The sequence below is a fragment of the Parasphingorhabdus sp. genome, from assembly GCF_048267785.1.
Classification (GTDB): Bacteria; Pseudomonadota; Alphaproteobacteria; order Sphingomonadales; family Sphingomonadaceae; genus Parasphingorhabdus.
The window spans coordinates 65525-79800 of record NZ_JBLWWU010000008.1 but is presented as its reverse complement, the minus strand read 5'-3'; the positions used below and the strand labels follow the sequence as shown (position 1 = coordinate 79800).

13 protein-coding genes are annotated in these 14276 nt (G+C 55.8%); 8 read left to right on the top strand and 5 right to left on the bottom strand.

All coding sequences use genetic code 11. The annotated features are described in order from the left end of the window. Positions 1-134: 134 nt before the first annotated feature. A complete protein-coding gene (locus ACN0VD_RS08390) occupies positions 135-1301 on the top strand; it encodes a PQQ-dependent sugar dehydrogenase (protein WP_417593487.1) in 1167 nt (388 codons plus the stop codon). An 18-nt stretch (positions 1302-1319) separates the two neighbouring features. Here the strand turns inward: ACN0VD_RS08390 and ACN0VD_RS08385 are convergent, their stop codons facing one another. Further along, positions 1320-2186, bottom strand: a complete 867-nt coding sequence (locus tag ACN0VD_RS08385) for a DUF1499 domain-containing protein (protein ID WP_417593486.1) — start codon at positions 2184-2186, stop codon at positions 1320-1322. A gap of 129 nt (positions 2187-2315) precedes the next feature. Here ACN0VD_RS08385 and ACN0VD_RS08380 point away from each other — a divergent pair, with 129 nt between their 5' ends. From ACN0VD_RS08380 to acs, 5 genes are all read left to right on the top strand, one after another. Further along, entirely contained in the window at positions 2316-2828 is a 513-nt protein-coding gene (locus ACN0VD_RS08380) for a GNAT family N-acetyltransferase (RefSeq protein ID WP_417593485.1), read from the top strand. Positions 2829-2875: 47 nt separating this feature from the next. Beyond that, positions 2876-3436: a DUF1285 domain-containing protein gene (locus ACN0VD_RS08375; RefSeq protein ID WP_417593484.1), complete on the top strand. Its 561-nt coding sequence runs from the start codon at positions 2876-2878 to the stop codon at positions 3434-3436. Then, entirely contained in the window at positions 3433-4032 is a 600-nt protein-coding gene (locus ACN0VD_RS08370) for a CoA pyrophosphatase (protein ID WP_417593483.1), read from the top strand. Before ACN0VD_RS08375 ends, ACN0VD_RS08370 begins: the two co-directional genes overlap by 4 nt. Continuing rightward, positions 4029-5216, top strand: a complete 1188-nt coding sequence (locus ACN0VD_RS08365) for a CCA tRNA nucleotidyltransferase (protein WP_417593482.1) — start codon at positions 4029-4031, stop codon at positions 5214-5216. The genes ACN0VD_RS08370 and ACN0VD_RS08365 overlap by 4 nt, the downstream gene beginning before the upstream one ends. 81 nt (positions 5217-5297) lie before the next feature. Continuing rightward, positions 5298-7253: an acetate--CoA ligase gene (gene acs, locus ACN0VD_RS08360; RefSeq protein WP_417593481.1), complete on the top strand. Its 1956-nt coding sequence runs from the start codon at positions 5298-5300 to the stop codon at positions 7251-7253. A 98-nt stretch (positions 7254-7351) separates the two neighbouring features. Here acs and ACN0VD_RS08355 read toward each other — a convergent pair whose 3' ends face one another. Beyond that, positions 7352-8029: a nitroreductase gene (locus tag ACN0VD_RS08355; RefSeq protein ID WP_417593480.1), complete on the bottom strand. Its 678-nt coding sequence runs from the start codon at positions 8027-8029 to the stop codon at positions 7352-7354. 309 nt (positions 8030-8338) lie between these two features. On the opposite strand from ACN0VD_RS08355, the gene ACN0VD_RS08350 reads away from it, so the two are divergent. Both ACN0VD_RS08350 and ACN0VD_RS08345 read left to right on the top strand, forming a co-directional pair. Then, a complete protein-coding gene (locus tag ACN0VD_RS08350; protein ID WP_417593479.1) occupies positions 8339-9124 on the top strand; it encodes a DUF2189 domain-containing protein in 786 nt (261 codons plus the stop codon). 181 nt (positions 9125-9305) lie between these two features. After that, on the top strand, positions 9306-9773 hold the full coding sequence (locus ACN0VD_RS08345) for a hypothetical protein (protein ID WP_417593478.1): 468 nt from the start codon (positions 9306-9308) through the stop codon (positions 9771-9773). Between the two features lie 720 nt (positions 9774-10493). On the opposite strand, the gene parC is transcribed toward ACN0VD_RS08345, so the two are convergent. The 3 genes from parC to ACN0VD_RS08330 all read right to left on the bottom strand — a co-directional run bounded on the left by parC (position 10494) and on the right by ACN0VD_RS08330 (position 14234). Continuing rightward, positions 10494-12767: a DNA topoisomerase IV subunit A gene (gene parC, locus ACN0VD_RS08340; RefSeq protein WP_417593477.1), complete on the bottom strand. Its 2274-nt coding sequence runs from the start codon at positions 12765-12767 to the stop codon at positions 10494-10496. Between the two features lie 223 nt (positions 12768-12990). Next, positions 12991-13773 (bottom strand): ceramidase domain-containing protein, encoded by a 783-nt coding sequence (locus tag ACN0VD_RS08335; protein ID WP_417593476.1) that lies wholly within the window; start codon positions 13771-13773, stop codon positions 12991-12993. Then, entirely contained in the window at positions 13770-14234 is a 465-nt protein-coding gene (locus tag ACN0VD_RS08330) for a hypothetical protein (protein WP_417593475.1), read from the bottom strand. Before ACN0VD_RS08330 ends, ACN0VD_RS08335 begins: the two co-directional genes overlap by 4 nt. Positions 14235-14276: the final 42 nt, after the last annotated feature.

Here is a 14276-nt window from a genome sequence, read left to right as displayed (position 1 = left end):
AATGGTAAGCAACCCGTGAACGGCGCTATATTATGGGCATTACTCTGGATTCGTCTGGAAAAATTACTTCGGGTCCCCTATAACCCCTTATAGCGATAGATCGGGACAATTTGATGATAATATACGGGAATGCCATGAGAAATATCGGACTCTCATTCTCAATCGCAATCCTGATGGTGGCCTGCAGCAATGGTGATGATGCCCAGGCAAATGGTAGCGGTGCCGTAGAGCAGCAGACCCTGACCGATATTTCCCCAGTCGATCGCAAGCCCTTTGAAACAACCGCAATTGCGAGTTTTGATGAACCATGGGCAATGACATTCCTTCCCGACGGCCAGATGTTGGTCAGCGAAAAAGCGGGAAAACTGCAACTGGTCGATGTCAGGGGACAAAAAACCGGAATCAACGGTGTGCCCGAAGTTGATTATGGCGGTCAGGGTGGTTTGGGCGACATCGTGCTTGCTCCCGATTTCGCAACGAGCAAGATGGTCTATCTGAGCTGGGTTGAGGCGGGAGACAACGATAACCGCGGTGCCGTCGTTGGCCGCGCCAGACTGGAACTGGCTGGCCAGAAACCATCTTTAAAAAATCTTGAAATCATCTGGAAACAACAACCGAAAGTAGTTGGCCGCGGGCATTTTTCTCATCGCATCGCTTTTTCCCCCGATGGCAAATATCTCTTCATCGGTTCCGGCGAGCGGCAAAAATTTGCTCCCGCGCAGAACATGGCGACAAACCTCGGCAAGATTGTGCGGCTCTATCCGGACGGCACGGTCCCCAAAGACAATCCCTTTGTCGATCAGGAAGACGTGCTTGGCGAAATCTGGACGCTGGGCCATCGGAACATATTGGGCCTGGCCTTCGACAGCAAAGGCCGGCTGTGGAATCAAGAAATGGGACCGCGGGATGGTGATGAACTTAATCTGGTCCTGCGCGGCGCCAATTATGGTTATCCGATCGTCTCGGAAGGCGATCACTATGACGGGAGAAAAATCCCGAATCATGAGACCCACCCCGAATTCGAAGCGCCGAAAGTGGCCTGGGTTCCGACCATCGCACCGAGCGGGTTGATCTTCTATTCCGGTGACCTGTTCCCCGCATGGAAAGGCAGCGCCTTTATCGGCGGTCTTGCCAGTCAAGCGCTGATCCGCGTCAGTTTCGATGGCGATAACGCCAAGGAAGCCGAACGTTTCATGATGGACAATCGCATCAGGGAAGTCGAACAGGGGCCCGAAGGCGCGATCTATGTGCTGGAAGACGGCGAAGGCGGCAGGATGCTCAAGCTGACACCAGCCAGATAACCCTTCGCTGCACGAAATCTATTGCGAAGCAGCTGTGGTCGTGCCGGACAAGTCGCTCAAGAACTGACGAACACGTTTGGCGTTTGCGCCAAGGTCATGCACGCCGACACGGCTGACCGAACGCATGTCGATGATACTGGCAGCACCATTTTCCGCCGACCGCGCACGAATAACGATATCGTCCTTGAACCGGAACAGGGAGACCGTATCGGTTGCCTCCAGATGGCCCGCAGCCGGATCAACGGCGACGATTTTCCAGCCGCGATCTTCGGCCAGCCGCTTGGCTTTTTCGATCACCTCGGCGACCGGCTGGTCTATGCGGACAGAGCGAATGTCGGGATAGGCGTCCTGATGCACCGTCGCCCAACGCTGCCGCGGGTTCATGCCGCGCATGTCACCATCATCCGCGCCCGGGATATTATCCCAATTATCGGCACGCAGGGTCAAAGCGGTAAATTGCGGCGGATCGGCGAGATCGGTGGTAATGTCATGAATTGCGGGAAGCATCACAATCGCGGTACCATAAGGCACCATAAACGCCAGAAAGCCCAACGTTGCGACCATGCCCAGCCCCAATAAAGGCCAGCGGGTCTTTCGTCCCTTGCGCCGGTTGAGCACGATGAAGACAATCGCCAGAATCAGTGTGAGCAAGGCGATCAACAAAATCCAGGGTATCGCCGCCAGACCAGCCTGCCAGCCCCACAGGCCAATGCCGCTACCACCTGCGGCGACGAGAAATGCGACAGGCACGCCCAGACCAAGCAAGGCGATCAGCCAACCCTTGGGATCGCGGCGTAGCGAACCCAGTTTTCCCGGTTTCACTGGTGTGGATGCCGGCTGGGTCTCGCCAATGGGGGGCTGGGTTGGCTCGTTCTGGTCGGTCATGCGCAAACTCCCTTAACAGATCAATCTATTAGCTGGCAGTCTGCGATCATGCAATTGCAACCTATCCCGCTCGACTTTTATCACAAAGCGGAGTAGCGCGCGCTTTTGCCGCTATATGAGATTCACGACTTGACCAGCATCATTCCTCTCGCCGAAATCGATCCGCAACTTGTCGAGGCTTTGCTCGACGCAGCCTTTGGTGCAGATCGCCACGATCGCACTGCCTACAAGCTGCGCGAAGGCATGGACATGCTCGAAGGCCTGTCACTCGCCGCCGTGGATCAGGAAAAGCACGAACTGCTGGGATCAATTCAATGCTGGCCCATCGCCCTGACCGATGAAGAAGGCCGGATGTACCCGATGATCATGGTCGGACCGGTTGCAGTCTACCCCGATTTTCAGCGGGAGGGGATTGGCCGCGCAATGATGACAGCCCTGCTGAAAGAAATTCATCCCGACGATCCTCTACCGCTGGTGATGATCGGCGACCCGGAATATTACGAGCGGTTCTTCGGGTTCACGGCAGAGGGAACCGGCGGATGGACGCTGCCCGGACCATGGGAACCGTCACGATTGCTGGTGCGTTCCAACCCGGCAAATCCGTTACCGAAAACCGGCACCCTCGGCCCCTGGTCAAGATAGCGCGTCTAGGGCTTTACAGAATTGGCGCCGGGCAATAGGCCGTTGCTATGCCCTATACGCCGCCGCCCGAACTTGCCTCGCTCTCTATCGCGGAAATCGCGGAATTGGTCGAAGCCCAAAAGCTGCCCCCTGTCGATCAATGGGATCCCCAGGAGACCGGAGATAGCGAGATGCGTATCGCTACGGACGGAATCTGGTATCATCAGGGTGATCCAATCAGACGTCCGGCAATGGTCCGCGCCTTTTCCAGCATCTTGCGAAGGGAAGCGGATGGCAGTTACGCTCTGGTTACCCCCTATCAAAAGCTGAGCATCATCGTCGAGGATGCGCCGTTCGTCGCCGTGGAGCTGGAAAGCAAGAACTCGGGGCCAGCGCGAACGCTGGCGTTCCGGCTCAACACCGACCATCTGGTGGTTGCAGGCGCTGATCATCCCTTGCGATTTGGTGCAGACAGGCCGCAGCCCTATTTGCAGGTACGTAACGGACTGGAGGCAGTGCTGGCGCGGCCGGTTTATTATCAGCTTGCGGAACTGGCCCTGGAAGAAGGTGCCGATCCGGTCGGAATCTGGTCTGATGGTGTTTTTTTCCCGATGGAAGCGCGGCCATGACCCTGCGCGACCGATTGGAAAAAGCGCTGGTGAAAGGCCACGAAAGTAACCTTGATCATTTGCTCTACAACGAACACGACCATATCGACGACCTCAAGGTTTTGCGCGACGCGGCGGTGCTGATTGCGGTGACGGATCGTTCTGATCCCGGCGTGATCTTTGTCCAGCGGCCGCTGCATATGCGCAACCATCCCGGACAGGTTGCTTTCCCCGGCGGCAAGATTGATCCTGGCGACCGCGACCCGATAGATGCGGCGCTGCGCGAGGCGCACGAGGAAGTCGCGCTGGATCGCGGCCATGTAGACATTATCGGCATGACCGACAGCTTCCAGTCCGGTAGCGGATATAATATCCAGCCGGTGCTGAGCGTCATTCCGCCCGACCTGCCCTTTGTCGCAGACCCAGGTGAGGTAGAGAGCTGGTTTGAAGCACCACTGGATTTCCTGCTCGATCCCAAGAATCGGACCATCCACGAAGGCATATGGAACGGACGCAAGCGACATTATTACGAAATCTACTGGCAGGATTATCGGATCTGGGGGATCACGGCAGGTATATTGAACAATCTCGGAAAGAGACTGGGCTGGGAATCATGAAAATGCCTCCGGCAAAATGGACAGAGAGAGGTGGCCTGGATGCATTGATCGCAGCGCTTGATGGCAAGGCACGCTATGTCGGGGGAGCCGTTCGCGACACTTTGCTGGAGCTTGACGTAAAGGACGTCGATATTGCCACGCCATTGCTGCCGGAGGACGTGATGGAACGGCTACAGGCGGCATCAATCAAGGTGATCCCTACTGGCATAGCGCATGGAACGGTAACCGCGATACTGCCCGACGGACCGATCGAGATCACCACCCTTCGCCGCGATGTTTCTACCGATGGGCGGCGGGCGACGGTCGCGTTCAGCGATGATTGGAAAGAAGATGCCGCGCGCAGGGATTTTACGATCAACGCGCTTTCCGCCGATCCCGAGACGCTTGAGGTTTTTGACTATTTCGGGGGGCTGGACGATCTCAGTAATCTCCGCATCCGCTTCATCGGTTCTGCGGCGGAACGGATCGCCGAAGACCGGCTGAGAATCATGCGCTATTTCCGTTTTCTGGCGCGCTTCGGATTGGATGTTCTGGATAAGGAAGCTTTCCAGGCCTGCGTCGATGCAGCGCCCAAGCTGGAGCTGCTATCGCGAGAACGGGTAGCGGATGAACTCCTGAAATTGCTCGCCACAGACGATCCCCGATTTGCCGTCGGCAAGATGCTCGACGGCAATATTTTCACGCAAGTCATTGCCGAGACCGATCCCGCCGCAGATCGATTGCTGAACCGGCTTGTCGAGCGCGAGAAGGCGCACGCCATCGGACCCAGTGCGGTTCGGCGGCTGGTGGCGATACTGCCCAAGGACAAGAACAAGGCAGACGCGATTGCCAAGAGTTTGAAGCTTTCGAAAAAAATGCAAAAGGCGATTGCGGCGCGTCTCGAGTTGGGGACCGATGATATCCGCGCCCTCGCCTATCGCACGAGCGTGGAGACCGCCCGCGATGTCGCACTTTTAGACGCCGATGAGACAGCCCTGCCCGCTATACTCGCACAGCTTGACGGCTGGCACCCACCCGTTTTGCCGCTAACCGGCGGTGACTTGATCGAACGGGGTTTGAAACCGGGTCCGGTTGTAGCGCGGACGCTGGCCAAAATAGAGGCGGCATGGATCACCGAAGGATTTCCGGATGATCAGTGGCTCAAAAAATATCTTGATGATCTGGATGGTACGATTTTGCCATGAAACGCGCCGCCAGAAGTGATATGACAAACATAAGCAACGGTAAATAATGCCGAACAGTCGCGAGTAGAGGAGACATGGAAGATGACTGACAATGCGGGACAACAGGATCAGATGGCGTTGATTGCATCGCCGCGCAGCGCTGAACCGACCCATTGCACCGCAGCGGACTATAAGCGGCTATACCAGGAAAGCATCAGCGATCCCGACGGTTTCTGGTCCCGGCAGGCAGAGGTCTTGGACTGGCAGAAAGCGCCCACGATAATATCCAATACGTCGTTCGATCCGGTGTCGATCAAATGGTTTGAAGATGGTGTTTTGAACATTTGCCACAACGCCATCGACCGCCATGTCGCAGCGGGCAAAGGCGATGTAACGGCGCTGATTTTCGAGCCAGACGATCCGGCTACGCCCGGTCGCAACATCACTTATGCCGATCTCCAGGCAGAGGTCATCAAAATGGCCAATTGCCTCAAGAAGCTCGGTGTCCAAAAGGGCGACCGGGTGACCATCTATATGCCGATGATCCCCGAAGGTGCTTTTGCCATGCTCGCTTGCGCCCGGATCGGTGCGATTCACAGTGTTGTCTTTGGCGGCTTTTCCCCCGACGCGCTGGCCGGCCGGATCGAGGATTGCGAGAGCAAGTTCATAATTTGCGCGGACGGCGGATTGCGCGGCGGCAAACCGGTGCCGCTCAAGGCCAATGTCGATGCAGCACTGGAAAAAGTGGCGGTCGATGCCGTGCTGGTAATCAATCATACCGATACGGCTATCGCAATGGTCGAAGGCCGCGATCACTGGTATCATGAAGTTGGTGCCGATGTTCCCGCAGATTGCCCGTGCGAACCAATGAACGCCGAAGATCCGCTTTTCATCCTGTATACATCCGGGTCGACCGGAAAACCGAAGGGCGTGCTTCATACCACCGGCGGTTATGCGGTCTGGGTAGCGTCCACATTTCACTATGTGTTCGATTATCAACCCGGCGAAATCTTCTGGTGCTCGGCGGATATCGGCTGGGTCACCGGGCACAGCTATATTGTCTACGGACCGCTGATCAATGGCGCGACCGAAATCATGTTCGAAGGTATTCCGAATTATCCTGATTTCGGTCGCTTCTGGGAAGTAGCGGAAAAGCACAAGGTCAACATCTTCTACACCGCGCCGACCGCCATCCGCGCGCTGATGCGTGAAGGCGATGCGCCGGTTAAGGCGCATGACCGCAGCTCGATCCGCTTGCTCGGCACCGTTGGCGAGCCGATCAATCCGGAAGCGTGGCGCTGGTATTATGACGTGGTCGGTGAAGGAAAATCACCGATCGTCGACACTTGGTGGCAAACCGAAACCGGCGGTATAATGATTACCACCCTGCCGGGAGCACATGGCATGAAACCGGGCAGCGCCGGCAAGCCGTTTTTTGGCGTTCAGCCCCAGCTCGTCGACGGGGATGGCAAAGTCCTGGAAGGCGCAACCGATGGCAATCTGTGCATCACCGCCAGCTGGCCAGGTCAGGCACGGTCGGTCTATGGCGACCACGAGCGGTTCGTCCAGACCTATTTCAGCACCTATAAAGGCAAATATTTCACCGGCGACGGCTGCAAACGCGACGAGGATGATTATTACTGGATCACCGGCCGGGTCGATGACGTGATCAATGTGTCGGGCCACCGCATGGGCACGGCGGAAGTGGAATCCGCTCTGGTTTCCCACCCCAAGGTCGCCGAAGCAGCGGTGGTCGGCTATCCGCACGATATCAAGGGACAGGGCATTTACTGCTATGTCACGTTGAACGCGGGTGAGGAGCATAGCGACGAGCTGGTCGCCGAACTGCGCGGCCATGTCCGCACCGAAATCGGACCGATTGCGACGCCCGACCATCTCCACCTGACGCCGGCCCTGCCCAAGACCCGTAGCGGAAAGATTATGCGACGGATCTTGCGCAAGATTGCCGAGAATGAACATAGCGCGCTGGGCGATACATCAACACTAGCTGATCCAAGCGTAGTCGATTCTTTGGTCAAAGGGCGGCTGAATAGGTAGACGTGTTTCCCTGCGAACGCAGCTACCCTTGTTCAGTCGGGGCCGCTGGGCGCCTACGGGAGGAGGCTCCCTGCCATCGCAGGGGCGTCTAGATTCAGCTAATTGTCGAATCCGACAAATACCGCCGCCTCATCAATGGGCTTGCGCGTCGATACCACCGCATTTGCCGGGAAACTTTCGTCCGGCCACCCCATTGCAATGCTTTTCATGATCACCTGATCGTCAGCAATCCCCGCATGTTCGCGGACCACTGGCGATTGCATGATGCCCTGGCTATTGATCACGGTACCCAGTCCGCGCGACCAGGCCGCGTTCACCAGCGCCGTAGCCACCGCACCGCAGTCAAAGGGTGTGTCGTCGCTGCCATCCACCGCACGATCATAGGTAATGATGACACAAACCGGTGCATCAAATTGGCGGAAGCCGCGCATCACCCAGTCCTGCCGCGCATCCTTGTCATCGCGCTCGATCCCCATTGCGGAAAACAGCTGCTTCGCAACGCCGATTTGCCGCTCCCGGTGCGGCCCGGAAAAGGCTTCTCCCGTCCGGAATTCGCGGGACTGCGGTACACCAGCCAGCATCCGTTCGGTGTTGCCCGCACGAATTTTTTCCAGCGGCTCTCCGGTGATGACATAGAAGCTCCACGGTTGTGTATTCATTGAAGACGGCGCGCGCATCGCCAGTTCCAATATCTCTTCGATTAGCTTTTGTGGAACAGGTTCCGGCTTATATCCGCGTATGCTGCGGCGACCGAGGATGACTTCGTCAAATTGCATGGCAGGCTCCGTTTATAGATATCCGTTGCGGGCTAGCGGACAAATGACCTTATGCAAACCCGCTTTTAACTGGTCAGCTAATCACCATCAGGCAATCATGCGATGCGTTGACCAAGGCCGTACCGATATCGGTATTTACGTCAATGTCGTGATCTCGCGTCAGAATTGACCGGATGGGGCGGCGGCCTTTGGCCGATTTGGAAATCTCATCGCGTCACAAAAGTGAACGTTTGTGAATTCTACCAAAACTTGCCCAATCGTTTCATTTGATGCACACTCCCGTCATATTTCCATCAGGGAGGAAATGTCATGAGCACAGTCGGACAAGCTCCGATCGCGCCCGCATCCGTGGCGAACGATCTTACGGTTGGAGACCTGCGCGCAGCACTGGTAGCAGGCTGGGGTGACTTTAAGGCCCATCCGATATTCGGGCTATTCTTCTCCGCCGTTTTCGCGATAACGGGCATGTTTCTCTATTATGCCCTTTTTGTTCTGGGGGAGCTGTTTTGGCTGATCCCAGCAGCGGCAGGCTTCCCGCTTCTGGCTCCGTTTGCCGCTGTAGGCCTGTATGAAGTCAGCCGCCGCCGCGAAGCCGGGCTGCCGATAAGCTGGCGTGCGGTGCTCGGCGCACTCAGGGGGCATGGCGATGATCAAATCATTAGCATGGGCGTGATCCTGTTTGTCGCGTTCGAATTCTGGCTGATGGTCGCCCACGGAATTTTCGCCATTTTCCTGTCCGAATCCGGTGTGGGATCAGAGATGGCACTGCTCCGCACCGAAACCGGACTGATAATGTTGCTGGTCGGGAGCCTCGTTGGCGGCCTGATGGCGCTCGTCTTTTATGCAATCACGGTGGTCAGCCTACCGATGCTGGTCGACCGCAAAGTCGATTTTATCACGGCGATCATCGTCAGTCTGGCTACAATCCGGTCGAACCGATCCGTATTGCTGGCCTGGGCGATCATGATTGCGATCGCTCTGTTTGTCGCCATGTTGCCTCTTTTTCTGGGATTGTTCATCATCCTCCCTGTGCTCGGACATGCCACATGGCATTTGTATCGTCGCGTGGTCCAGCCGCTTCCCGGATCAGCATAGCGCATCATCTGGCTCCGCTATAGAGACCGTTGAACCCTGCTCATGTCCGACGTTTTCAATATCATTATAGATATCCCGGTCATTATTGACAGCGAGGTTCACATAGTCGCCAGTCAAGATTGACGACCGCCTGATCAGTCGATACGGTCGACAGTGTCTGGTTTGCGACGGGGGGAATAGCATGTGTGAGCGCCAGGACCCGCTTTTTTTTGAAGTCGATATTGTCGATCCGAAAGATGGCGAATCCGAACAAATCAAAGTCTCAGTTCCAGATATTCTCTTGAATAACCAGCATGATATTGATCCCGTGAAAACGGCGGCATTATTGTTAAAAAGCCGCGCCGTCAGGCTGGAACACATCCGGGACAGCCAGCCGGACATTGATGATATGTCCTGGCATATCTTGTTGAGTTTAATGGTTTCAATGAACTCGGAACAACCGGTTACAGTAGAATATCTTGCGATCACACATGATCTGGCGCCGAACACCATGGCCAGATATGTAAAATATTTGAACAGTGTCGGACTAATCGACGAATATGTTGATGCTGAACCTGCGGTAAAGGGTCTATTGAAATTAACCGCGTCCGGCGATGCCTTGATCAGCGATACTCTTAGAAAAATCGGCCATGAACTGATGAATATCTGACCCGGCTCTTCATCAATAGCTAAGCAGCCCTGGTCGTCTCAACCGCCCGTTGAACATCTGCAATCTGGCAAAGTTCCCCAATCGCTATATCAACATGAATTGCCGCTATGTCCGCATTGATAGAATCAAGCTGTAATAGAATCTGCTCGAGTTCTTCAATCCAGTTTCGTATCGTCTCTTGGTCAGTGCTCATAGGTTAGAAAGTTCTTCCTGTTATCGGTTGAGCGTCCAAATTCGACTAGTTTCATTTGACTCTTTTTCATCAAAAAGTCAACTATTTCCAAATAACAAGTAGAAGCTGAATCCAATTCCAAAAATCTGGATGAATATTTCGACAATGGATCTGCCTCGATATCGTGTAAACTATTGTAAATTGACGCTATGTCATGATGTAGTAAATGATTATTCCGCTCTTCGTGTCGCTTTGCCGGATAATCCAGTGACGGAATTGTCGCACCTCTTTAGCTTCACATCAAAGATGGCACCAAATGTCTGGCAAGAAACGACTACACATGTCCCTTTCGGTTCAAGATTTACAAATCAACTGTTCATTGATCGACTTATGACCAATGCGCTAGCGGAGCCAACTAACGATTACGCAGAATATTTCAAGCTCTTGATGCTAACAAAATATTGCTTAATGTCGTAAATCTATATTTCGGGACCATCGTAAATCGTCTTGAGCGGAAAAGACCTGCCTCTGCGACATGCTGGCTGCGTTCAATCAAACTTCCCGCTCTTGGGAAATCCTGTTGGTGGCAACCGTCCTGCGGCCCCGCGCGCAACCCGCCACATGGTCAGATCATTCTCGGTTCTGGTCCGCCCGCTTTCGCCGCCCATCGCCCAGCTCAAGCCATCTTCAAGCCTGAACACGGTCGCATCGGACAGCCCACCGTCTTTGTAGCGTTGCAGCATGACGCCCTGCCCCTTCGCCATTTCCGGCATTTCGGAAAGCGAAAAGACCACAAGCTTGCGATTTTCGCCAATAGCCGCGACATGGTCGGCACTTTCGGGAACCCGGCGCACAACCAACAGTCGCGCGTCGCCCTTCAGATTGGCAACCTGACGACCCTTTTTCGTTTCGGCCACGACATCGGAAATATTCGCGACAAAGCCACGCCCCCAGGTGGAAGCCAGCAACAGTTTGGCCTTCATGTCGGCGACCATCAGCGCAATCGGTTCGGCGCCCGGCTCGAGATCGACCATCGACCCCACCGGCTCGCCAAAACCGCGCGCGCCGGGCAGCTTGTCCGCACCGATCGTATAGAAACGCCCGTTATCACAGCACATCAACAGCTTGTCGGTCGTTTGCGCGTGGAAGGCATATTTCGGACCATCGCCTTCCTTGAACTTGAAACTGTCCGGCGTAGACAGGTCGGCATGCCCCTTCATCGCCTTGATCCAGCCGCGCTGCGACATGATCACGGTGACCGGCTCTTTCTCGATAAAGGCTTCGAGCGAGATTTCCTTGGCCGGTGCGGCCTCGATCAGCATTGTTCGCCGCGCCCCAAGCTCGGTACCCTCGGCATAAAGCTTGCGCAGCTCCGCGAGATCCTTCTTCAGCCGAGTCTTCTGCCGCGCCGGGCTTTCGATCAGCTTTTCCAGCCCATCGCGTTCCTCGAGCAGCTTGTCCCGCTCGTTGCGCAATTCCATTTCTTCCAGCTTGCGCAAAGACCGCAGCCGCATGTTGAGGATCGCTTCGGCCTGACGGTCGGTCAGCTTGAACTCTTCCATCAGCATCGGCTTGGGTTCGTCATAATTGCGGATAATCTCGATCACGCGGTCGAGATTGAGATAGGCAATGATATAGCCTTCAAGCAGCTCCAGCCGGGCATCGATCTTTTCGAGCCGGTGCTGCGAACGGCGGACCAGCACCTCGATCTGATGAACGATCCATTGTTTGAGCACTTCGGTGATGCCCATCACCTTGGGCACCCGGTCCTTGTCGAGCACATTCATATTGAGCGAGAAACGGTTTTCCAGATCGGACATGCGAAACAGTGCGTTCATCAGATCATCGGGATCGACGGCACGGCTCTTCGGTTCCAGAACGATCCGCACCTCTTCGTCGGATTCATCACGGATGTCGGCAAGAATCGGCAATTTCTTGTCGGCAATAATCTGGGCGATCTGCTCGATCAGCTTGCCCTTTTGCACCTGATAGGGAATTTCGGTGACGACAATCTGCCATGCACCGCGACCTTCGGCGTCTTCCTTCTCCCATTTGCAGCGCACCCGCATCGCGCCGCGTCCGCTTTCATAAGCCGCATCGATCACCGATTTCGGATCAACCAGCGTTCCGCCGGTCGCCAGATCAGGCCCCTTGATAATCTCCATGATCTCGGCATGTTCGGCCTTGGGATTCTCGATCAGCAATGTCACCGCATCGATAATCTCGTGCACATTATGCGAAGGAATGCTGGTCGCCATACCCACAGCGATTCCGCTGGCGCCATTGGCGAGGAGGTTGGGGAACAGGCCGGGCATGACTTCCGGCTCTTCGTCTTCGCCATTATAAGTGGGTTTGAAATCGACCGTGCCTTCGTCGAGACCGTGCATCAGTTCGATCGCCGTGCGGGTCAGACGGGCTTCTGTGTAACGATAGGCAGCTGCATTGTCGCCATCGATATTGCCGAAATTCCCCTGTCCGTCGACCAGCGGATAGCGCAGCGAGAATGTCTGGGCGAGGCGGACCATCGCGTCATAGACCGACTGGTCGCCATGCGGATGATATTTACCGATGACATCACCGACGACGCGGGCACATTTCTTGTAACCCTGTGACGGATCAAGCTTGAGCAGCCGCATCGCCCACAACAGGCGGCGATGCACCGGCTTCAGCCCATCGCGCAAATCGGGCAACGATCGCGCAGTGATCGTCGACATCGCGTAAATCAGATAGCGTTCGGACAATGCCGCATCAAAGGGCGCTTCGACTATCGCATCAAATTCATCTTCGGGTTCTTCGGGCGGGGCTTCGGTTAGATCACTCATACAAGGAGCGATAGCAGGGTGGATTCATGCTTGGTAGTGGGAAATTGGCAGATTGATGATTGATCTGCTCCCCGGCGAAGGCCGGGGTCCATCTCGCAGACTTTCGGCAAGACGCAAAGGAAATTGGGAGCGTGTACTCGAGGTCACGCAACCAATCATCTGCTCGGTTTATCCATCGATCGGGAGATGGGCCCCGGCCTTCGCCGGGGCACTGCAACCCGCTTCAGTTCGCGACCCGTTCGCTGCGATAATAGAGAAAGGCGAACCAAAGAGCGACCGCGCCAAGCAGGTGCCAGACGGCATGGCCCTGCAACAGGCTTTCGGGCGCGCAAAGCTGGCCGCGCTGGTCGAGATTCCAGATCGTGAAGGCAACGATATTGGCGACAAGCCCCGCCACATAATAGCCGGTCCGGACCTGCGGGCGCAGCGGTCTTGCAAAGACCAGTTCAAGGACAATCGCGGCGATCAGGATGACTGCAAAAAGCCAGCGGCGGACTTCGGGGAGCGCATAGAGGATTGCGACAAGGCCGATACAAAGCAGTCCATAATAGATCATTGCACGGCGGTTCGGGATGCTCCGCCATTTCGCCAGCGCACTAACCAGAAAGAACCCGCTAACCAGATACATGCCGAGCACATCGAAAAACTGCCCCCATAATGTGAGCGTCGCGTGGAGCAGGACAGATCCGATCCCGACGATGATCGCAGCCACCCCCAATATACTGGCGGCTGGCGGCGGAAAAGCTGACATCCAGTCGCGCGACCGGGCCATCAGGATCATCAGAAAGCCGATGAAAACGAAGCCAAGTGACGACAGGCTGTTGGCAGGCTGCAACAGCAACGCGCCAGTCCTCGGCATTTCGCAGAAGCATCTGGTTTCGGTGCAGGTTGCCGAAGCGAAGCGCGACCAGTCGGGTCCGATCTGCATGAGGAAGCCAATGCTCACCATCGCGGTCACAGTCGTCAACGCGAAGGCCGAAAACAGCTTCCCGGATATATGGGTCAACGCGACAGCCACTCTTCCGGCAACTTGAGACCTTCGCGTTCATTGTCCCAGATGATCCCCATGATCCACCAGCGACCACTCGGCTTTCCGTCATCTCCCATATCGTCATTCCAGAGATGGATCATGTTCACGCCGCGGAACTGGATGTCGGGATGGTCCGGTGTCTCGCGCGCCTCATAGGCGGAATAGACATGGGCGACCTGACCGAAAATATCGATCTTGCGGCCAATTTCGATCTCGTAAAAGGATTTACCTTCCAGCAGGGGGATCGTCGCTTCGACAAATTCGTCAAAGCTGAACGGATAGGCTACCGGCTTGCCCTCCTCGATCCGCGTCCGGACCAGCACGCAACGCGGATGATAGATTTCGCGGTCACGCTCCCAGTCCTGCCCACCCGGCGGTCCCGATATGCAATCGTAGAGCGTGTCCAGGACTTCATCTATGGTGGCGTATTTGGTCATTGCGATCGCAATCTCTCGGTTTGTTCGTCCAACCATCATGAA

What these genes read in the sequence shown, in the direction of transcription:
- ACN0VD_RS08390 (WP_417593487.1), top strand. Translation starts at nt 135, where the DNA reads ATGAGAAATATCGGACTCTCATTCTCAATCGCAATCCTGATGGTGGCC.
- ACN0VD_RS08385 (WP_417593486.1), bottom strand. Translation starts at nt 2,186, where the DNA reads ATGACCGACCAGAACGAGCCAACCCAGCCCCCCATTGGCGAGACCCAG.
- ACN0VD_RS08370 (WP_417593483.1), top strand. Translation starts at nt 3,433, where the DNA reads ATGACCCTGCGCGACCGATTGGAAAAAGCGCTGGTGAAAGGCCACGAA.
- ACN0VD_RS08375 (WP_417593484.1), top strand. Translation starts at nt 2,876, where the DNA reads ATGCCCTATACGCCGCCGCCCGAACTTGCCTCGCTCTCTATCGCGGAA.
- ACN0VD_RS08355 (WP_417593480.1), bottom strand. Translation starts at nt 8,029, where the DNA reads ATGCAATTTGACGAAGTCATCCTCGGTCGCCGCAGCATACGCGGATAT.
- ACN0VD_RS08365 (WP_417593482.1), top strand. Translation starts at nt 4,029, where the DNA reads ATGAAAATGCCTCCGGCAAAATGGACAGAGAGAGGTGGCCTGGATGCA.
- parC (WP_417593477.1), bottom strand. Translation starts at nt 12,767, where the DNA reads ATGAGTGATCTAACCGAAGCCCCGCCCGAAGAACCCGAAGATGAATTT.
- ACN0VD_RS08330 (WP_417593475.1), bottom strand. Translation starts at nt 14,234, where the DNA reads ATGACCAAATACGCCACCATAGATGAAGTCCTGGACACGCTCTACGAT.
- ACN0VD_RS08350 (WP_417593479.1), top strand. Translation starts at nt 8,339, where the DNA reads ATGAGCACAGTCGGACAAGCTCCGATCGCGCCCGCATCCGTGGCGAAC.
- acs (WP_417593481.1), top strand. Translation starts at nt 5,298, where the DNA reads ATGACTGACAATGCGGGACAACAGGATCAGATGGCGTTGATTGCATCG.
- ACN0VD_RS08345 (WP_417593478.1), top strand. Translation starts at nt 9,306, where the DNA reads ATGTGTGAGCGCCAGGACCCGCTTTTTTTTGAAGTCGATATTGTCGAT.